Source organism: Paenibacillus sp. P3E (assembly GCF_001909045.1).
Classification (GTDB): Bacteria; Bacillota; Bacilli; order Paenibacillales; family Paenibacillaceae; genus Paenibacillus_AQ; species Paenibacillus_AQ helianthi.
The window spans coordinates 23,813-44,805 of sequence record NZ_LVWH01000167.1 but is presented as its reverse complement, the minus strand read 5'-3'; the positions used below and the strand labels follow the sequence as shown (position 1 = coordinate 44,805).

15 protein-coding genes are annotated in these 20,993 nt (G+C 49.5%); 10 read left to right on the top strand and 5 right to left on the bottom strand.

All coding sequences use genetic code 11. The features are described 5' to 3' along the window. Positions 1-556: 556 nt before the first annotated feature. Positions 557-2,266, top strand: a complete 1,710-nt coding sequence (locus A3842_RS16235; RefSeq protein WP_074102074.1) for a proline--tRNA ligase — start codon at positions 557-559, stop codon at positions 2,264-2,266. Between the two features lie 104 nt (positions 2,267-2,370). Then, the gene (locus tag A3842_RS16230) at positions 2,371-4,668 is read left to right on the top strand and encodes a type IA DNA topoisomerase (RefSeq protein ID WP_074102073.1); all 2,298 of its coding nucleotides are present in this window, start codon (positions 2,371-2,373) and stop codon (positions 4,666-4,668) included. A gap of 113 nt (positions 4,669-4,781) precedes the next feature. Here the strand turns inward: A3842_RS16230 and A3842_RS16225 are convergent, their stop codons facing one another. From A3842_RS16225 to A3842_RS16215, 3 genes are all read right to left on the bottom strand, one after another. Further along, the gene (locus tag A3842_RS16225) at positions 4,782-5,516 is read right to left on the bottom strand and encodes a DsbA family protein (protein ID WP_074102072.1); all 735 of its coding nucleotides are present in this window, start codon (positions 5,514-5,516) and stop codon (positions 4,782-4,784) included. Positions 5,517-5,614: 98 nt separating this feature from the next. Further along, positions 5,615-6,367: an HAD family hydrolase gene (locus A3842_RS16220; protein ID WP_074102071.1), complete on the bottom strand. Its 753-nt coding sequence runs from the start codon at positions 6,365-6,367 to the stop codon at positions 5,615-5,617. A 139-nt stretch (positions 6,368-6,506) separates the two neighbouring features. After that, positions 6,507-7,424, bottom strand: coding sequence for an ArsR/SmtB family transcription factor (locus A3842_RS16215; protein ID WP_074102070.1), 918 nt, complete (start codon positions 7,422-7,424; stop codon positions 6,507-6,509). 138 nt (positions 7,425-7,562) lie between these two features. On the opposite strand from A3842_RS16215, the gene A3842_RS16210 reads away from it, so the two are divergent. The 5 genes from A3842_RS16210 (at position 7,563) to A3842_RS16190 (ending at position 12,992) form a co-directional block, all read left to right on the top strand. Further along, complete coding sequence (locus A3842_RS16210) at positions 7,563-8,741, top strand: MFS transporter (protein ID WP_256701723.1); 1,179 nt, start codon at positions 7,563-7,565, stop codon at positions 8,739-8,741. A gap of 90 nt (positions 8,742-8,831) precedes the next feature. Then, on the top strand, positions 8,832-9,557 hold the full coding sequence (locus A3842_RS16205) for a phosphonate ABC transporter ATP-binding protein (protein WP_074102068.1): 726 nt from the start codon (positions 8,832-8,834) through the stop codon (positions 9,555-9,557). A 36-nt stretch (positions 9,558-9,593) separates the two neighbouring features. Continuing rightward, on the top strand, positions 9,594-10,877 hold the full coding sequence (locus tag A3842_RS16200; RefSeq protein WP_178381938.1) for a hypothetical protein: 1,284 nt from the start codon (positions 9,594-9,596) through the stop codon (positions 10,875-10,877). Further along, positions 10,870-11,568, top strand: a complete 699-nt coding sequence (locus A3842_RS16195; RefSeq protein ID WP_074084521.1) for a response regulator transcription factor — start codon at positions 10,870-10,872, stop codon at positions 11,566-11,568. Before A3842_RS16200 ends, A3842_RS16195 begins: the two co-directional genes overlap by 8 nt. Further along, a complete protein-coding gene (locus A3842_RS16190) occupies positions 11,565-12,992 on the top strand; it encodes a sensor histidine kinase (RefSeq protein WP_074084520.1) in 1,428 nt (475 codons plus the stop codon). Before A3842_RS16195 ends, A3842_RS16190 begins: the two co-directional genes overlap by 4 nt. Positions 12,993-13,071: 79 nt before the next feature. On the opposite strand, the gene A3842_RS16185 is transcribed toward A3842_RS16190, so the two are convergent. Continuing rightward, positions 13,072-14,295: a glucose-1-phosphate adenylyltransferase gene (locus A3842_RS16185; protein ID WP_074084519.1), complete on the bottom strand. Its 1,224-nt coding sequence runs from the start codon at positions 14,293-14,295 to the stop codon at positions 13,072-13,074. Between the two features lie 216 nt (positions 14,296-14,511). Here A3842_RS16185 and glgB point away from each other — a divergent pair, with 216 nt between their 5' ends. Both glgB and glgA read left to right on the top strand, forming a co-directional pair. Further along, positions 14,512-16,431: a 1,4-alpha-glucan branching protein GlgB gene (gene glgB, locus A3842_RS16180; protein WP_074102067.1), complete on the top strand. Its 1,920-nt coding sequence runs from the start codon at positions 14,512-14,514 to the stop codon at positions 16,429-16,431. 42 nt (positions 16,432-16,473) lie between these two features. Continuing rightward, the gene (gene glgA, locus A3842_RS16175; protein ID WP_074084517.1) at positions 16,474-17,898 is read left to right on the top strand and encodes a glycogen synthase GlgA; all 1,425 of its coding nucleotides are present in this window, start codon (positions 16,474-16,476) and stop codon (positions 17,896-17,898) included. A gap of 110 nt (positions 17,899-18,008) precedes the next feature. Here the strand turns inward: glgA and A3842_RS16170 are convergent, their stop codons facing one another. Continuing rightward, a complete protein-coding gene (locus A3842_RS16170; RefSeq protein ID WP_074102066.1) occupies positions 18,009-19,754 on the bottom strand; it encodes an alpha-glycosidase in 1,746 nt (581 codons plus the stop codon). 342 nt (positions 19,755-20,096) lie between these two features. Between A3842_RS16170 and A3842_RS16165 the strand changes: the two genes are divergently transcribed. After that, the gene (locus tag A3842_RS16165; protein WP_074084515.1) at positions 20,097-20,915 is read left to right on the top strand and encodes a transporter substrate-binding domain-containing protein; all 819 of its coding nucleotides are present in this window, start codon (positions 20,097-20,099) and stop codon (positions 20,913-20,915) included. Positions 20,916-20,993 lie beyond the last annotated feature (78 nt).

The following is a 20,993-nucleotide window of genomic DNA, read 5'->3' as shown; positions in this document are numbered from 1 at the left end:
TGTTGAATAAGCTTCATATGGTTGGCTCCCCCGTGAATACGCGAAATGATCATTTGATCTTTGCGCAATCGTTCTTTATTTAACTCTATAGATATTTCGGTTGTTTGACGCATTAATTTCATATCTAACAAAAGATATGAGAAAAAATTTATTTACACATTAGGTTTTTGTTGAATAGATCCTCTTGTATCTGAATCAAGGTAGTGGGCCAAACAAGCTTAACTTGACGTTGCCAGTAAAATCATATAGATTAAAAGCAATCTTTATATCGAAAAGCATTGACCGAGGATCTATGTTTCCAGGATCGTTAGAACAGAGAAGGGATTCACCGGCTGAAAGGTCCCTCAAAGAACGAGAGAAGCATACCCTGCCTTGGAAGCTGCAGCACCTTATGCTGCCGGGATCGGCCGTTATCCGTATCGAGGACTGCCAGGTATGTACTGGCGGTTGAATTAGGGTGGTATCACGACACATTCGTCCCTGACGGATGTGTCTTTTTTGCGTTGATTTCAGGGGCCGGACATTCACTTTATTCCCACAAGAGAGGCTGATAAGTATGCGCCAAAGTAATCTGTTAGCAACAACCCTTCGCGAAGCGCCTGCGGAAGCGGAAACCATTAATCACCAACTGCTGCTGCGTGCCGGATATATCCGCCAGCTGGCTGCCGGAATTTATACTTATCTGCCTTTGGGACGACGGGTATTGCGTAAAATTGAGAATATCGTGCGGGAGGAAATGGACGTAGCCGGTGCACAGGAAATGCTGATGCCTTCCATGCAGCCCGCCGAGCTGTGGAGGGAATCAGAGCGATATGAGGTATATGGCAAGGAACTGATGAAGCTGAGGGACAGGCACGACCGGGAGTTTGTACTGGGACCGACGCATGAAGAGGTAATTACCTCTCTTATTCGGGGAGAGATCAGCTCCTACCGGAAACTTCCGGTTACTGTCTACCAGATTCAGACCAAATTCCGTGACGAGCGCCGTCCCCGTTCCGGATTGATGCGTGGCAGAGAATTTTTGATGAAAGACGCATACTCTTTTGACACAGGCTGGGAAGGACTAGATAAGACATATGCAAGAATGTACAAGGCGTATCAACGGATTTTTGAGCGTTGTGGACTTTCTTACCGGGCTGTACAAGCGGATGCCGGAGCCATCGGGGGCGAAGGGGAAACCCACGAATTTATGGCCTTATCAAGTATTGGCGAGGATACGATTGCTGTATGCCCTGCCTGTGATTATTCCGCCAATCTGGAGCAGGCTGAGGTTTATTCCGGGGAGGAGGATATGCTGCGCAAAACGGACAGCCTCCCTGCTGCAGTGAAGTTCCATACTCCTGGTATCCGTACCATAGCTCAACTGGAGCAGGAACTGCAGATTGCACCGGAGCAGGTAATCAAAACGTTGATCTATCAAGGCGGGGGCCAGACCTTTGCAGTCCTTGTACGAGGAGATCATGAGGTTAATGAGGTCAAGGTAAGGAACTTTATCGGAGCTAGTGAGATCGCGCTGGCTGATGCCCGGGCTGTACAAGCAGCTGCAGGAGTGGAGAACGGTTATGTCGGGCCTGTGGGACTCTCACTACCTGTGCTGGTCGATAGGGCGGTAGCTGCAATGACTTCCGGGACTACAGGAGCTGGAGAAAAGGACTACCACTTCAGTGGAGTGGTGCCTGGCCGCGATTTCAGTCTTTCGCAAGTGGGGGATTTTCGTACAGCCCAGGAAGGGGAGCATTGTCCAGTTTGCGGCAAAGGGGTCCTACACTTTCATCAGGGGATTGAAATCGGACATATATTTAAGCTGGGGACGAAGTACAGTGATAAGCTCGGCGCTTCATTCCTCGATGCAACCGGCAGAAGTAAACCTATGATTATGGGCTGCTATGGTATTGGCATCTCACGCCTGCTGGCTGCGGTGGCTGAACAGAATAACGATGAGCAGGGGCTCATCTGGCCTATGGCACTCGCGCCTTATAAGGTGCATATCCTGCAGTTGTCCGTTAAAGACGAGGTACAGAAGTCAACTGCAGAAGCACTGTACAAGCAGCTTATAGAGCTCGGTATTGAGACTCTACTGGATGACCGGGATGAACGGGCAGGAGTGAAATTTAAAGACTCCAGTCTGATAGGCATACCTGTGGCCATTGTTGTCGGCAAGGATGCGGGGGAGCACAAAGTGGAGTACATGGACCGGAGATTGGGCAGTAAAGAGGTTATGGACATTGCTGAAGCGTTGTCCCGTGTTGCTTCTGGGCAGATCTGATGACCGGACAAAGTTTCCTGGAATACGTTAAAAAGTAGCGGAGTTAATGTTATAATAGACTACTGGACGTATTTTGGAAGAATGAGGCTAAGGAGCGAATCTTTTTGAAGACACTTATTATTGCGGAGAAACCGGATATGGGACGGAATATCGCCGCCGCAATAGAACCGAAGGCCAAAAACTACCGTTCTTATCTGGAAGGTGAGCAGTATATCATTACCTGGGCTATTGGTCATCTGATCGGTCTGGCCGAGCCGGAAGCGTATGATTCGAAGTACAAAAAATGGAATATTAACGATTTGCCCATCATTCCTGAGGAGTTCAAGCTGGTGCCGAATGCGCGTACGCTGGATCAGCTGAAGGTGATTGGGGAGCTGGCGAAGCGTAGTGATCTGCTGGTGAATTCCTGCGATGCCGGGCGTGAGGGCCAGCATATCTTTTCACTGATTCAGCGTCACCTGCAGCTTGCACAGCCCGTGAAGCGACTATGGATCTCCGATCTGACCCCGGAAACCATCCGCAAAGGCTTCCAGGAGCTGAAGGACGGGTCTGAGTATGAGAACCTTACCAAGGCTGCGAAGGCACGCAGTGAAGCGGATTGGCTGATTGGAATGAACGGTTCGCGTGCGTTTACCACCAAACATAATGTGCTGCTGTCAGTAGGGCGGGTACAGACCCCTGTGCTTGCGCTGATATATGACCGGCAAAAGACGATTGAGGCCTTTTCCTCACTGAAATTTTTTGAAGTCGAGGGTCATTTTGCCCAGAATGAGATGGCCTACAAAGGCATGTGGCAAGGAGAACGGATGACGGACGGAGCCAAGGCTGAAGCAATTGCTGCCAAGGTGAAGGGCAAACCGGCGCGGGTTGCTTCATACGAGGTGAAAGAAACCAAAGAATATCCGAACAAGCTGTATGATTTGACGCTGCTGCAGCGGGAAGCCAACGGCAAATATGCCTTTTCTGCCAAAAAAACGCTAGATCTCGCCCAGGCGCTTTACGAAAAGCATAAGGTGATTTCTTACCCGCGTACGAATTCCAACTATGTGACTGAGCAGAATATTCCGGAAATGCACAAGACACTGTCCGCACTTCAGGGAACGGCTTATGACGAATGGGTCAAAGGAGCGAACAGGAACTTGGTCCACAAGGGCAACAAATTCATCTGTAACCCTTCCAAGGTTGAGGATCACCATGCCATTCTGCCAACGAACCGTAAGGCTTCCGGACTAAGCGCCGATGAGGCTAAGCTCTATGATCTGATTGTCCGGCGGTTTCTCTCGCAATTCTATCCGGCTGCGGAGTATAAGGTGCATACGGTCATTACCGAGGTTGAAGGGGAACACTTCAAAACAACCGTCAAGGAACTGCTGAGTTTGGGCTGGAAGGTGATCTACGGCGATCAGAAGAAGGACAAGTCCAAACCGGCCAAAGGCAAGGGCAAGGAGGACGAGGAGGAGGAAGAAATCGAGGTTAGTGAACCCTTCTCGATGGATCCCAATGCTGAGGTTCACTGCAGCGATGCTATTGTGAAAGAGAAGGATACCCAGCCGCCCAAGCACTATACCGAAGGGACGCTGCTCAAAGCGATGGAAAGTGCGGGCAAGCAGATTGAAGATGAAGAGCTCCGCGACGCCATGAAGGATTCAGGGCTCGGCACACCGGCTACCCGGGCGGCAACCATTGAACGGCTGAAGAATGTGGGTTATGTGGAAATGCAGGGTAAAAAAATTGCCATCACCCAAAAAGGCCGGACCGCAATTGAGCTGATCCGTGGAGCGGGTGTTGAGCTGCTGACTTCACCGGAAATGACCGGTCAGTGGGAACGGCGGCTGAATGAAATCGCCCGGGGAACAGCAGCAGACAGCCAGTTCATGGCGAATGTGAAGCGCTTCGCCTCCATGATCGTGGATAAGGTCCGTGTGCAGTCCCGGGCGGACAGAACCTCTTTCGAAGGGGAGACGCCTGCCCTCAGCGGCGGAGCCAAGAGCCGTAGCAACGCAGGCTCCCGGACTCCAGTCAACAAGCCGTCAGCGCCAAGGAAGCGCAGTGGGGATGAGGGGAGCACAGCTACAGCAGCTAAGCCTTCCCGAAGCAAGCAGACTGCAGCGGATAGCCAAACGGATAACGGTCCCAAGGTTATCGGAGCTTGTCCACGTCCGGGTTGTGGCGGTTTGATTTTTATGGGACGCAAAGGTTATGGCTGCTCCCATTACAAGGAAGGCTGCAAGTTCGTGATCTGGAAAGAAACCTTTGGACGGACGCTTACCGATGCCCAAGTGAAGGCATTGATTGAGAAGGGGCGCACCGGTAAGCTAAAGCTCACTGCGGAGGACGGCTCACCGCTGGAGGGCAAGCTGGTTCTGAAGAGCAGGGACACGGGACAGCTCGGCGTCGAGTAAGATTATCTGCAGCAATCAATCCGCAGCTTGAATGTTCATCTCGAAACAATATATAAGAGGATGCGCTCCAGCCTCCAGGGTTCCTGGCCGGGTCGCATCCTCTTTTGGTGAATTTATTTGCTGTCAGACGTGGCGGCTTCAATAGCAGCGGTCAGTCCCTCATAGGAGGAGTCAGGCAGCAGCTTTCCATTTACCATAAACTTCGGCGTGCCGTTAACACCATATGAGCCGGCAATTTTGAAGTCTTCTTTTACATCGTACATATAGGTATGGTTCTTCAGATCCTGCTCGAACTTGTTGTAGTCAATGCCTTTAATGTTATCCTTCACGAAGCCTAGAATGAATTTCTGGGTCGCCCATATTTTGCCCTCATCACCCTGGTTCTCGTACAGCTTGTGCACATACTCCCAGAATTTCTCATTGCTTTGATGATAGATGGCTTCGCCGGCACTGGCGGCAAGATAGGAGTCACGGTCGAGAAAGGCGAAATTCATGAAATAGAACTGTACTTTTCCGGTATCCACATAATCCTTAATGAATGTATCCAGATAAGCGGCGGTCCACTTTTTACAGGCGGGACATTTGAAATCAGCGAATTCAATGACTTTTACTTTGGCATCTTCGCTTCCCAGATGCGGCTGTTTTTCGTATTTCAGCCCGTCCACAACGATGGTTCCTTTGACATCTGTGTAGTTCGGGAGTTGGTCTAGTTCGCCTGTTTCGCTGGCTTTGCCTTTTGTAGTGACAAAGACAAGAGCGCCAATCAGCAGAATGACAACGACCCCGAGCAGCATTGGCAATAATCGTCTGGTATTCGCTGAGGTGTTTGGGTTTGTTTTCTTATTCATTGCTAACCTCCTGCGTGGGATGAAAATCTACTCAAATAGTATAATCATACCCGCCGTAGGCTGCATATGTCATTTGTAACATCGAACCAGGGAGCGCATCAGCCCTGACTCTTATACTGTACTGCAGACCGGATGACCGGAGGTACCTCGATGATGCTGGAGATCGTCTGGACGGACTGCTGCATCTCGCGCTGCAGCTCAATGAGATTGTATAGCCATTCATTCTTCTGCTTCAGATAGATACTGTTGATGCCTGCGGTTAAAGCCGGGAGCACATCTGTGCGCAGGGAGTTGCCGATCATCCAGGTGTTTTTACGGTCGAAGCTATGCGTACTCAGGATATTCTCCAGCGACTCGATGTTTTTATGCTGGCGGATGTAGATCCGGTCGTCAAAATAAGCATCAAGCTTCATTTGCTCAATTTTGCGCTGCTGGATGGTATCGTCGCCTCCGGTGTAGAGATATAGGGCATGACCGTCCTGCTTCAGCGTGTCCAGCGTTTCCACCATGCCCGGATAAGCTTCGACCTCCTGATCATAAACGCTCATCCCGAGCTTCATCAGCTGTTGTTCATGAAAAGGTTCAGCGGGACGGTTATATTTGATGCAAAAGAAGCGGTAGGTCGCAATGAGTGATTTCGGGAAATTATCGCTGGCGAGGCCGCTTGTGCTTACGGTTTGCACATCGATTTCCACCTGCTTGCTGCGGAATTCTGCGGTGGTTGCGCCATATTCACCAAACCACTCGGACATCAGCTCGAAATATTGCCCCAGAATGAGGTCGAAATATTTGTTGCAATGCACCAGGGTGTCGTCTAGATCAAAAATCACTTGCTGTGTCAAATATTTCATAATGCTCACTCCTAAATGTTTTGAGAGCAACTGCTCCTTGACTGGCTTCGTTCAAAACTCGCTTCGGAAGCATAGGCCATGTTTTGAGAGCAACTACCCTGTGTCTGTATCTGTATCTCTTTCTGAATTTGTATACCTATTATAGACGAATATAGGACTCTAGGAACATCTGAAGTTCCGAAGCACCGTCAGGCCTAATGCTGTAGCGTTCTGTGCCTTCTCCCCGAAGGTGTACACGCAGCAATCCGGCGACACGCAAAATGAGCAGGTGATGCATCAGCATTTCTCTGGATTGGCTGAGTTCTGACTGCATCTCCCACAGGGTCTTAGGCTCATGGGCAATAAAGCGCAGCATGCGCAGCCGGGTCGGGTCCGAAAGAGCTTTTGTCAAGCGGAGCAGCACTGTAGGCGGCTCATCTTCACTGTCCAGAGGTACATCGACCGGATACTGTACCAGCATCATTGTTTTATAGAAGCAATAGGTATTAATCGGCCGATTATGGACGGTGGGCAGCAGTACGATGGTTTCCAGCTCCGGGATGTCCTCCACGACAATTCCGCCGGAGGCATATTCAATTAGAGGCACAATATCCATTTTACTCTCCAGCATTTTTTTCTCGGAGGCATCCTCGATCAGCAGCGGCAGAATCTTTTGCTCCGTATGACGGAAATACTGCTCGTACCACAGGCGCAAGAGCGGAATGTATCCATATTTGATCCGGGCGCATTCTTCCAGAGTGAACTCTTGGAAAAAAGGTGTTGTACGCTCGAAGCATTCTTCCAGCGAGCAGGATTCAAGGTCATCGAGGAACTGCGTTACTTTGGAAGCCGTACCTCTGGTGTATGCCCATGCGTAGAGCACATCATAGTCGTCAAAAGGCCACTCCGCGGCCTGACGCAAGACTGAAATCTGAAGCGGAGCGATACGGCTGTCCACATCACGGATCCAGTCAGGACCGATGTCAAGATTCGAAATCCATTTTTTTGTTACATATAACATAAAACTGTCAAGCAGCTCATATACCGGCGAAACATCAATTTCTATTTTATAGTTCATGAAGCTTGCACCCCCAGAAAAATCGGTCACTTCTATATATTATCTCTTGTTTTGAAGAAGGTTGTCCACTATAATGTTCCGTGTTTGCCAGGCGGTTTCACCAGCCATAACCAAAGAAATACATAGGAGGATTCATCTGTGTCAGACAGTCACTCAATATCAGTGAACCAGAGCAGCAGGCTCAATTATATCATTCTGATTACTGTTATCATTGCGGCGGGACTGAGCCAAGGCTTGCTGCTGCCGGTCTTATCCATTCTGCTGGAGCAAAAAGGGGTCTCATCCTCACTCAACGGATTGAATGCCGCCGCACTGTATGTAGGCTCGTTTGCCATGACGCTGGTAGCAGAACGGATTCTCAGCGCAATCGGTTTCAAAAAACTAATCACAGCAGGCATCAGCATTGTGCTGGTTTCGTTAATATGTTTTCCGCTGCTTCCAGGTGTCAAGGCATGGTTCGTGCTGCGTCTTCTGGTAGGGATCGGGGATTCAGCAATCAATTACGCTGCCCAGCTTTGGGTGCTGTTAATGACACCTGCGGAGCACCGGGGACGTAATCTATCCCTGTATGGTATGTCCTACGGGCTAGGGTTCAGCCTGGGGCCGCTTGGCATAAGTCTGCTCCGTTTCGGGCAGGCGGTACCTTTTGCTGTGATTGCGCTATTATTTCTGTTCGTATTGATCCTGGTGGCGCTGAAGCTTCCCGACTCTCATCCGGACAAAGTGGAACATGGGGAAGGGCAGGCACGCCGTTTCGCCCGCAGTTATACTCTTGCGTGGTATGCGCTGATTCCCGCTCTTTTATACGGATATATGGAGGCAAGCCTGAACAGCAACTTTCCGGTCTATGGTCTGCGTATCGGCTTCAGTGCCAACCAGATTGCAGCGCTCCTTCCATTCGCGGGAATAGGCGGGTTGCTGCTTCAAATGCCGTTAGGTATATGGAGCGACCGGTACGGGCGGAAAAAAATACTGATCTTCTCCGGTGTGGGCGGGGGATTGGCGTTTGCCTTGTTGCCTCTTACGGGAGACCGCTTCTTATGGACTCTGGCTGTGCTTATGGCAGCGGGCGGGCTTGTGGGTTCCTTTTTCTCACTCGGGCTCAGCTATGCTGCAGATATCCTTCCCCGCAATTTACTGCCTGCCGCTAACGTAGTCTCATCTTTTCATTATAGTTTCGGCAGCATTATGGGTCCGGGAATTGGCGGCGTGCTGCTGCAATTTGGCTGGGGCGGAGGGGTTTTTGTTCTTCTGGGTGTTTTATATATTGTGTTCGGCCTGGCAGGGTTATTATTCTCGCCACGGAAGCCGATTTGAGGTAAGATAAGAACGAGTGCTCGCATGGAATTTGATCCCGCTTTCAGAGTACACTATAGAGTAGAGATGAAGACAGGGAGAGGCTGAACTATGATTACAGTTGAACATCTGGCCAAAGCAGTAGGAGAAGAGAAGAATCCGGTCCTGCAGGATATTGGCTTTCAATTAGAAGAAGGTGAACTTGTGGTTCTGCTGGGAGCCAGCGGAAGCGGCAAATCGACACTGTTGCGATGCCTGGCGCTCAAGGAGAAATGGGACAGGGGCAACTTCAGGGTAGACGGAACGGATATCATGAAAAGTGTCTTTGCCGGCAAACGCAAGATCCACCGGGAATGGGCATATCTGGAGCAGAATGCGGAACTGAATCCGAACCGTACAGCGCTCAAAAATGTGCTGATCGGACAGTCCTCCCAGACGCCTCTCTGGCGGATGGCTACCGGCATGGTGCGTTCAGATGATTACATGGGTGCAATGGACGAGCTGGATTTACTCGGCCTGCTTGACAAGGCGAAGATGAAGACCAGCCAGCTCAGCGGCGGGGAACGTCAGCGTGTGGCGATTGCCCGTGCATTGGTGCATGGTGCCAAGGTTATTCTGGCAGATGAGCCGGTTACCGGCCTGGATCCCAAAACAGCGGAGAATGTGCTGGAGACGCTGCGCAAGCTGTGCAAGGAGACAGGGCTTACCGTGATTACCGTGATCCCGATTGAGCTGGCAGAGCGATATGCTACACGCCTTTGGGTGCTGGAAGACGGAAGAATCAAACATGATGTCAGAGGCCGCCGCCTAACCTCTCAGGAGCGTGCCCATTTATAGCAGATCGAACCACGTAACCGGGAAAGAGTGATGAAGTTGAGTAGACATGTTATAAAGCGTCTGGCGGCGTTATCACTGTCACTGTCTGTGCTGTCAGGCTGCACCTTTATCAGTGACCCTGTTTCGCGGATGAAGGCACCCCAGCTGTCGGCTGACAAGGCATCACTGATGACAGCGATCAATTCACTGAAGCCCGCCGGCTCCACACTGATTCGTCCGGCGAATGACGATGACAGTTCTATTTTCACGGAGGATCTGGATAAGGACGGCGTCATGGAGACGCTGGTGTTCTATCTTACCAAGAACGAAACGGTACAGATTCACGGGATGATTTTGGAGAAGCAGGATGAAGGCTGGGTGAAGAAGCTTGTATTTGACGGCAACGGGATGGAGCTCGATTCTGTTGATATCCAGGATGTGACCGGCGACGGCAAACTGGATATCATTGCAGGATACTCACGCGGTGAAGAAAAAGGCATGGTAGTGTACCGCTATACGGGCGGAGTCCTGGAGGAAGTGCTGACCCAGCCCTACACCAAATATTTGCTGGATGACCTGAACGAGGATGGCATTGAAGACATCACGGTTGTGAATTTCAAGCGTAATGAATTTGCCACAATTACAACCTATCAGTACAGTGACGGGTTCAAGGTTCTGGATGAACTGGATGATCTGGACCCGTATTTCAGTAATTATTACAATATTGTCTCAGGAAAAGTAGCAGAGAACAAAGAAGGTATTATCCTGGATGCTGCGGTGGATTCCCATTCGGCATACACAACCATGGTTGTGATGGATAACAACAAGCTGCGGGTGGTTGTTCCGGGAGACGCGCGGACGTTTAAAGAACGAAAGATTGTCAGTGAAGACATCGACGGTGACGGTATTTTGGAGATCGGCCTGCTCGAGCCGCCAAAGGGCTGGGAATATTTCGATCCGCAGACGATCCCTTATTTTAATTCCTATTACAAATGGGATGGGAAGAACGGTCTTACGTTCTCCGATCAGCTGTACCAGGACCCGTCTGACCGATTCACGATTAACATTTTACCGAAGTGGTTCGAGAAGGTGACGGTTGACACCAAGTCCGTTCAGGATAAATATCTAAGATTTATTATGCTGGACACCGGAAAAACGGTCGCTGAGGTTTCTTTTTTTACTCCTGTTGAATGGGAGCGGGAGAAAAATGAAGGCTGGGAGCTGTTAGGAAGCGATATGGACAAAATAATCGGCTACCGTGGAGAATTGGATGAGAGCAAAAGCGGAGGAGAAAGCAATAAAATCACCTCGCCTATTGAAAGGAAGGGAATCGATGAGTAAGGTATTAATCCTGGAGGATGAAGAATCCATCCGGAGTTTTATCGTGATTAATCTGAAACGGAACGGTTTTGAAGTACTGGAGGCAGCAGACGGTAATGAAGCCCTTCACAAGCTGACAACGGTGCCGGATATTGACATTGCACTTCTGGATGTCATGGTGCCAGGCATCGACGGTTTTGAGGTATGCAGACGGATCAGGGAGACCAATGAGCGTCTGGGGATCATTTTTCTGACGGCCAAAGTACAGGAACAGGATAAAGTATATGCCCTTTCGGTAGGAGCAGATGACCATGTCAGCAAACCGTTCAGTCCTACTGAGCTGATCGCACGCATCCAGTCACTGCTGCGCCGGGTCAATGTTCACCGTGAGCAGTCCGCCAAGGTATCTTTTCATTCCGGACCCTTTACACTTGATTTGATTTCCAAGCAGTTCAAGCGCAGCGGAGAGGCCATTGAGCTGACACCGACCGAATTTTCACTGGTGCAGTATTTTCTGGAGATGGAGAATACCCCGCTTAGCCGGGATTCACTGCTTGATCATGTCTGGGGCAAGGAATATATGGGGGATCCCAAGATTGTGGATGTGAACATCCGCCGGCTGCGTCAGAAGATCGAGAATAATCCCTCGGAGCCGGAATATCTTCAGACCGTGTGGGGTCATGGCTATAAGTGGAAAGGCCAAGCACAATGATCAAGAAGGGGATGCGCAGACAGATTGTATTGCACTATATTTTTGTCGTCTTTGTGGCGCTTCTCCTCGTTGAGGTTATATTCCTGCTGGCGATCCGGACGTATTACTATGACAGTGTATACAGTAAAATCACCTTGCATATCGGAATGGCGGAGGATTTCCAGAAATATGAGATTTCCGGGGATCACTCGCCCAATCAGCTGCAAAAGCTGCTGGATTTCTTTCAAATGGACTATACCGAGCTGCAGGTGCTGACACTGGATGGCAATATGCTCATCAGCTCCACTGGATTTCAGCCCGACCGCACGATTACAACAAGTGATGTACCAGAGGCGGTGGGGGGAAGCTTCGGCCGCTGGGTGGGACGCCAGCCCGGAACGAATGAGAGTGTAATGGCGGTGTCCAAGATGGTGCATATCAACGGGCGAGAAACTTATGTGATCCGTTACATTACCTCCATGGAGAGAATCGACAGTGACCTGTTGAACCTGACACTGGTATCGATCGGAATTGGTGTGGCGGTGATGTCGATTGTGGTATTGTTCAGTTTCGGTCTGGCAAATTCCATTGTGAAGCCGCTGAAGAATATTACGGCGGTCTCAGCCCAGATGGCCAAAGGCAAGTTCACAACGCGGATCAAAGGCGATTACAAACACGAAATTGGGGATTTGGCCTCTACCCTGAATTACATGGCAGATGAAATTATCCGCAGTAATCAGATTAAGGATGATTTCATTTCCTCCATCTCGCATGAGCTGCGGACCCCGCTTACTAGCATTAAGGGCTGGAGCGAAACGCTTATTTCAGGCGGGTATGATCCCGAGGAAACCAAGCTGGGCATGGGCATTATCTCCAAAGAAAGCGACCGGCTGATTGGGCTTGTGGAAGAGATTCTCGATTTCTCCAAGCTACAGCAGAACGAGATGAAGTTGTCAATGGGCCGTGTAGATATCAAAGTGCTGCTTCAGGAGACGATTCTGAACATTTGGGCCAAAGCAGAAAAGAAACGGATTCATCTGCTTTTGGAATGCGACGAGACGTTCTATATCAAGGCTGACGCTAACCGGTTGAAGCAGGTATTCCTTAACCTGGTAGATAACGCTGTGAAATTTTCCCCCGAAGATTCAAGCATTGTTTTGTCCGCACACTGTCTGAGCGGCAGTGAACTGGCAGTCGTTGTTCGTGACAGCGGGATAGGTATCAGTGAGGTGCATCTTGGCAGAGTACGCGACCGGTTCTTCCAGGTGGATGCGCTGAATGGCGGCACGGGTCTAGGCCTCGCGATTTCTCAGCAAATCGTGGAGCTTCATGGCGGCAAGCTTGAAATGGACAGTGAGCTTGGCAAGGGGACGCAGGTAACAGTGATCCTGCCTATGACGGAAGAGCAGACTGTCACTGCTTCGCAGGAAGACAAACTGCTATAACATGAATATTGAGATGATAAAAAGGATGAGGAAGCTGTCGTTGACAGCTTCCTCATCCTTTTTTGAACATATATAGTTGTTAAGAAGGAAGTCCTTCTGCACGCAGACGGCCTGTTTTTTCGTATACTTCCTGCAAAAGACGGGAAGGCTGGGTCTTAATCACCGGTTTGGCAGCTACGATCTCATGTGGCCCAACGACTACAATGTTCTCTGCACTGCCTTTGATCACGGCACCATCTTTAATGACTGCACCTTCGCCTATAATGGCGTTCTCAATCAATACCCCACGGCCAATTTTTACCCCAGGCATAATGACGCTCTGTTTAACCAGGCTCAGCTTGCCGATTTCAACTCCTCCAAAAACAACCGAACGATTCAGACTGCCCTCCAGCAGGCAGGTTTCGTTCACCAGGCTGTCAGTGGTAGGCATCTGAAGGCGTGGTTTATGTGGAGCTGGTTTTATCCTGCGGGCTCTGCTGTACATGGGCCAACGGGAGTTATCAAGCTTGAAGCCTTTGTCTTCGTGCAACAGGTCCATATGAGCTTCCCACAAGCTGTCGACGGTACCAACATCTCTCCAATAGCCTTTGAAACGGTATGCGAACAATTCATCATGGCCATCCAGCATGGCTGGAATCACATCCTTGCCGAAATCATGGCTGGAGGCAGGGTTAGCTGCATCCCGCAGCAAATGCTCTTTGAGGTATTTCCAATCGAATAAGTATATTCCCATCGAAGCAAGATTGCTCTTTGGAACCTTGGGTTTCTCTGCGAATTCGGAAATCTTAAGCTCCTCATTCACATTCATCACACCGAACCGGCTGGCCTCATCCCAAGGCACCTCCATGACTGAAATGGTGGCTTTTGCCGATTTGCCCACATGATAATTGAGCATTTTCTTGTAATTCATATGGTAAATGTGATCCGCCGACAGAATTAGGACATGCTCAGGGCTGTGGCTGTCAATAAATTCAATGTTTTTATAAATAGCATCGGCTGTTCCTGTGTAGCTGTCTCTGCCTTCAACGCCGGAAGGAAGCAGCTTCACACCTTTGTTCGACTGGGTATGGAGCCCCCATGGCTCACCCGCTCCAATATGGTTGTGCAAGGAATTAGCTTCATATTGTGTCAGTACCCCTACAGTATCAATATTGGAATTCACACAGTTACTGAGGGGAAAGTCAATGATTCTATATTGTCCTCCGAAAGGGACTGCGGGCTTAGCCATGGTGGAGGTCAAGGGAGCCAATCTGCGGCCTTCCCCGCCTGCCAGAAGCATGGCGATACATTCTTTTTTACTCATTTGTTATCCCTCCCATTTTTTTGTCAATGCTTGTAATATACACGCTCAGCAAGCACTTGAAACGCATAGGTGAAATATATTGCCTTATCTCTGCAAAAATTACATGAATAATTTTCTTAATTCTTGAACCCCCGATTTTCTGCCCGAAATCATTTTCAAATCAGGCACATTCGGGTAATGTTAAAGGTGCATCCTATATTAGAAGGTGGTGATGATTTGGCCGATATATCAGCAACTGTTAACCTCCCGTCAAACGATGATATTTATTTGTTCCATGAGGGCACGAATTATCGCAGCTATACGATGCTGGGCGCGCACATTGCCGCTGAAGAAGGAATACCTGGCGTACGCTTTACCGTGTGGGCTCCTCATGCGACATATGTAGGATTGGCTGGTAATCATAACGGCTGGGATGGAACTGAAGACGTGGACTCGTTATATAAGATACCCGATTCAGGAATTTGGAGTCGTTTTTTTCCGGAGATGAAAGCGGGAACTTTTTACAAATACAGGATTGTGGCTGCAGACGGGTCAAGCTTCCTCAAAGCAGACCCTTATGCCTTCCAAGCGGAGGTGCGTCCGGCCACTGCTTCTATTGTTGCTGAACTGGATGGCTACACCTGGGGGGACGCTGCCTGGCGGCGGCGGAGCAAGGCACCTTATCAGGCACCGCTGAATATTTACGAAATGCATTTTGGAACCTGGCGCCAAAAAGAAGATGGTGAACTATACACTTATCGTGAGATGAGTAAGCTTCTGATTCCCTATCTGCTGGAAATGAGCTACACCCATGTCGAATTCATGCCTCTCGCTGAACATCCATATGATTTGTCCTGGGGATATCAGGGCACCGGGTATTTTGCTGCGACAAGCCGCTTTGGGGAACCGCAGGATCTGATGTTTCTGATCGACAAGCTGCATCAGGCAGGCATCGGCGTGCTCCTCGACTGGGTTCCGGCTCATTTTGCCAAAGATGCCCATGGACTTCGATTGTTCGACGGGTCGCCGCTGTATGAATATGCTGATCCAATGCTGGCCGAGAAACCGGGGTGGGGGACACTTTCCTTTGATTTCAGCAAACCGGAAATTTCATCCTTTTTGATATCGAATGCGCTGTTCTGGTTCGAGATGTATCATATTGACGGAATGCGTGTAGATGCAGTCACCAGTATGCTCAGACTGGATTTCGAAAAAAAGAATCATGAATATCGCAGAAATGTAAATGGCGGTTTGGAAAATTTGGATGCCATCCGGTTTATTCAGCAACTCAATAAGACGATCTACCACTATTATCCGAAGGCTTTGATGATGGCGGAGGAGTCAAGTGCCTGGCCGGGCGTTACAGCTCCGGTGCATGAGGGAGGACTGGGATTTAACTACAAGTGGAACATGGGCTGGATGAATGACACACTGGGTTACATAGAACATGATTTCGGGGAGAGACCGTATCATCATCATTTGTTGACCTTTCCCATCTGTTATGCCTATGCCGAGAATTATACGCTTCCGTTATCCCATGACGAGGTGGTGCACGGCAAGAAGTCACTCCTCGACAAAATGCCAGGCAGCTACGAGCAGAAATTTGCAGGCCTTCGCTTGCTGCTGGGTTACCATATCAGCCATCCCGGCAAAAAACTGCTGTTCATGGGAGGGGAATTCGGTCAGTATATCGAATGGAAGGACCAGGACCAGCTCGACTGGCTGCTGCTGGATTATGAGAGCCACCGCCGCATGCTGGCCTTCACGGCTGCGCTGAATAAGCTCTATGTGAACGAAAGAGCATTGTGGGAGCTTGATCATGATATGGAAGGGTACCAGTGGATTGATGCCGACGACAGCGGCCAGAGTATTGTCTCTTATATCCGGCGTGGCAAAAAACCGGTCGATACCTTGCTGATCATCATCAATTTCCAACCGGTGGAACGGCAATTGTACCGGATTGGAGTTCCCCGCCCGGGGACCTATGAGGAGCTGTTTAGCTCGGAGAATATAGAATTCGGTGGGTCGGGTATGCACAATGATCCGATGAAGAGCACCAAATATGAATGGCACAATCAGGTCAACAGCATTGAACTAACCATTCCCCCACTAAGCTTCCTGGTGTTGAAGAAATCAGGCCGAAAGGCAGTAAAATAAAAAAGGGACCGCAGTCCATACAATTAAGGGGGATATCGAGATATGAAGGTTTTATTCGCTGCAGCTGAAGCCCATCCGTTTGTCAAAACGGGAGGGCTGGCCGATGTCATTGGAGCGTTGCCCAAAGCGCTGAAAGGCGCAGGTGTGGATGTCCGGGTGATTTTGCCTAAGTACCGGGGGATTCCAGAGAAATTTGTTTCCCAAATGGAACATGTTGCTGTTCTGAGTGTACCGATCGGCTGGCGCAATCAGTATTGCGGCATTGAACGGTTGGTATATGACGGCATTCCGATATACTTTGTTGATAACGAATATTATTTTGGACGGGACGGAATTTACGGCTATATGGATGATGGCGAGCGTTTTGCCTTCTACAACCGTGCGGTTCTGGAGTGCCTGGAGATTATTGATTTTCAGCCGGATGTGCTGCACTGTCATGACTGGCATGCGGCGGTGATTCCGATGCTTCTTCAGGGGCATTACCGCCACAATCCATTCTACAAGGAAATCCGTACCGTGTTTACCATTCATAATCTTCTGTATCAGGGGGTATTTCCTTACGAGGTGCTTGGTGAACTACTGGGTCTGGATGACAGCTACTTCCTCGGTGTAGAGTATTACGGGAATGTGAATTACATGAAAGCGGGCATTGTCTACAGCGATCATATCACGACAGTTAGTCCGACATATTCTGAAGAAATCCGCACGGCGTATTATGGATATGGGCTGGATGGACTGCTCAACTCACGGGCAGACAGCCTGAGCGGGATCGTCAACGGGATCGATACTAAGATCTATAATCCGGCCAGCGATCCGCAAATTTACACCCGATACCGTTCCAATTTGGCCAAAAAAGCCGAAAATAAACTCGCCTTACAGCAGGAGCTGGGACTTCCGGTCGCACCTTATATCCCGATGTTAGCGATGGTCACCCGCCTGGTCGACTCCAAAGGTCTGGATCTCCTAACGCGTGTGCTGGATGAGCTGCTCTATTATGATGATATCCAGTTTGTGCTGCTGGGCACCGGTGATGAAGTCTACGAACGGTGGTTCCGTGAGGCGCAGTGGCGTTATCCGTCCAAGCTGTCGTCCCAAATCCTGTTCAACGATGCACTGTCCCGCAAAATTTATGCGGCAAGCGACCTGTTCCTCATGCCGTCCAAATTCGAGCCCTGCGGAATCGGCCAGCTGCTGGCCCTGCGCTACGGAAGTATTCCGGTAGTCCGCGAGACAGGCGGGTTGAACGATACCGTACATGCCTATAATGAGGAAACCGGAGAGGGGAACGGGTTCACCTTCAAGGATTACAACGCCCATGATATGATGTACACCATCCGCCGGGCGGTGTCGTTCTATCAGAAGCCGGAACACTGGAAAAAAGTAACCAAAAATGCGTTTGCCGGTGATTACAGCTGGAACGTATCGGCGCAGCAGTACATTGACATTTATAACCGTATTTTGGAGTAGAAGAGAAGCTTAAGTATATAAAAAGGACGTTTTGCAGATCATATTGATCTTTGCAGAACGTCCTTTGTTTATCTGATGCCATAAGGCAGTGCTGCGACCATTCAGAACATTTAGCCCAAGTCCCGGCTGAGAATCCGGTACCCGTAAGGGTCGAGCGAGATATGCATCAGGCCGTCTTCCGGGGCGACAGACGCTCCGGTAAGCGCATCCTGCCAATCGTCGGTTTCCATGGGATGGCTAAGGATACGGGGTTCCGGAGAATTGTTCATCCATACCGTAAAATGAATCACGTCATCCGAGCGCTCGTATACGATGCACGGGTCATTCTCACACGCCTGCAGAATGCGGAAGCGGCCTTCCCGCAGCGCCTTGTTTTCCTTTCGCAACGCAATCATCATCCGGTAAAAATCATACAACTCCCGATCCTGCTTCGCTTCATCCCATTCCATGCATTTGCGGCAGTCCGGGTCCTCGTTGCCGGTAAGGCCGATTTCGTCGCCATAATAGATGCAGGGCGTACCCATAAAAGTAAAAAGAAAAACAACGGCCAGCTTCAGTCTCCGCTTGTCTTCGTTTAATACGGTCAAGAGCCGGGGGGTATCATGGCTGCCAAGCAAATTGAAGACCACTTCATTGGTCTGTTGCGGATAACGCATCAGGAGGCCTCCAATCCGGTGACCGAAAGTAATACCGTCCATCCCTCCGTTGAAGAACTCCAGTACCGTACCCGAAAAAGGATAATTCATGACAGAATCGAACTGGTCCCCCAGCAGCCAGGTCAACGAGTCACTCCATACTTCGCCAACGATATAGGCTTCCGGATTGGCAGCTTTGACTACTTTGCGAAAGTCCCGCCAGAAATGATGGTCGACTTCATTGGCAACGTCCAGCCGCCAGCCGTCCACCTTAATTTCCTTGATCCAGTATTCAGCAACTTCCAGCAGGTAGGACCTCACCTCGTGATTGGCTGTATTGAACTTCGGCATGTTGCCAAAAAAACCGAAAGTGTCATACGTAGGAATACCGTCGACAATTTCGGCCGGGAAGGAGTTCAGATGGAACCAGTCTTTGTATACCGAATACTCGCCTTTCTCCAGAACATCCTGAAACGGCGGGAACTTGTCACTGCAGTGGTTGAACACGGCGTCCAGCATGACGCGAATGCCTTTGTTGTGACATTCTTCGACAACGGTTTTGAACAACTCATTATCCCCGAAATGGGGGTCGACCTTCTTATAATCGACAATATCGTATTTGTGGTTGGAGGGTGACACGAAAAGGGGAGTGAAGTAGACCGCATTGATCCCGAGCTCCTGCAGATCGTCCAGATGGTCCAGCACTCCTTGCAGATCTCCTCCAAAAAAGTTGTCCAGCTTCGGCTTGCCGCCCCATTCCTCCGTTCCCTCCGGATCATTCGAAGGATCACCGTTGGCGAACCGTTCCGTCATAATCTGGTAGAACACCGCATCCTTGGCCCATTTTGGAACCTGAAACAGATCGATTTGGTGGATGTAGGGAAACTCATAGAAATGGTTGGGTGCTTGCGGGCATTCCGAACGGATCCCATTGTCGAGCAGATATACTGTTTCATTGCCTTTGCTCACACGAAAGGTGTAGCTAAGGCGTTTATATTTAGGCCGGACCGCGGCTTCCCAATAATCGAACATGTCGTCCGAGGCCGCTTTTTCCATCATAATATCGTAAGAAGTATCTTTCCAATTGTATTTGTCCCCGGTAAGTGCTACTACACAGTCCACATCATCCCGTTTGGTGCGAACACGCAGATGTATAGTCTTTGCATCGTAGGCATAAGCCCACTTGTCGCGGGGAACATGGTACATAGCCTCAACTAGCATGATTGCACCTCCTAAAAGTTTTGTGCATAAAACTCGCTTCGTAAACATAAATTTATGTTTTGTGAGTTCAGAAGTTAATACCACCGGCAGAGACTGTATGAACCAACACGGTTATTCCGGGAGTAATTGGAGATAGTACATAGTATATAGTATATACTTCTTTTAACAGCATGTGCAAAATGGTTGGGGGACTGAGCAGTGCTCCTGATTTTCCTTCTGCATTTAGCAAGCTTTGTCACAAATTTGTCTTTGCATATTCATGCGTAGTGATTTATAATAAATCGGTCAATGGGACAACTTAGAGAACTTAAGAACTTAAAGAGAACAGGGGAGATACACAGAATGAACAAATGGGGTAAACTTTCACTAGGAATGGTGCTGGTAGCAGGTCTGATGACCGGCTGCGGCAACAATAACAAAAACAATAGTGCAGCTACGGACACCAGTGCGAATACAGGTACCAAAGCTGCTGCCAAGACACTTACTTTGGGAACCAGTGCGGATTTTCCTCCCTATGAGTTCCATAAAGTAGTGGATGGCAAAGATACCATTGTGGGTTTTGATATCGACATTGCCAAAGATATTGCGGCGGATATGGGCGCTGAACTCGTCATCAAGGACCTTAACTTCGATTCCCTGCTCAATGAGCTGTCCAGCGGCAGAGTGGATATGGTGATTTCCGGACTAAGTCCAACTCCAGAGCGTGAGAAGGCGGTAGGACTGTCTGATATTTATTATAAAGCAGAGCAGGCTGTTGTTGTGCGGGAAGCCGACAAAGACAAGTTTGCAACCATGGATTCCCTGAAAGGTATCAAGCTGGGTGTGCAGACCGGATCCATCCAGGAAGACATCGCCAAAGGCATTGAAGGTGCTCAGTTGACTTCCTTGGGGAAAATTTCCGAAATCGTGCTGCAGCTGCAATCCAACCGTGTAGATGCTTCTATTATGGAAGGACCTGTTGCCAAAGCTTTCGTGAAGAACGTCAAAGGACTGGCGATTACAGATGCCAAACCTGAGGTTGCAGATGACGGTTATGTAATTGGCGTGAAAAAAGGCAACGATGAACTGCTGAAACAAATTAACGCGACACTGACCCGCCTGAAAGCCGAAGGCAAGATTGACGAGTATGTTGCTGCTGCCAGCGAGCTTGCCGAGAAGTAATGTTTCTGGCTTGCTTTTAGGAGGGTTACTTTTAACTGCCCCTGCAGAATGTTGCGGGGGAAGGTTTAATAATAAGAG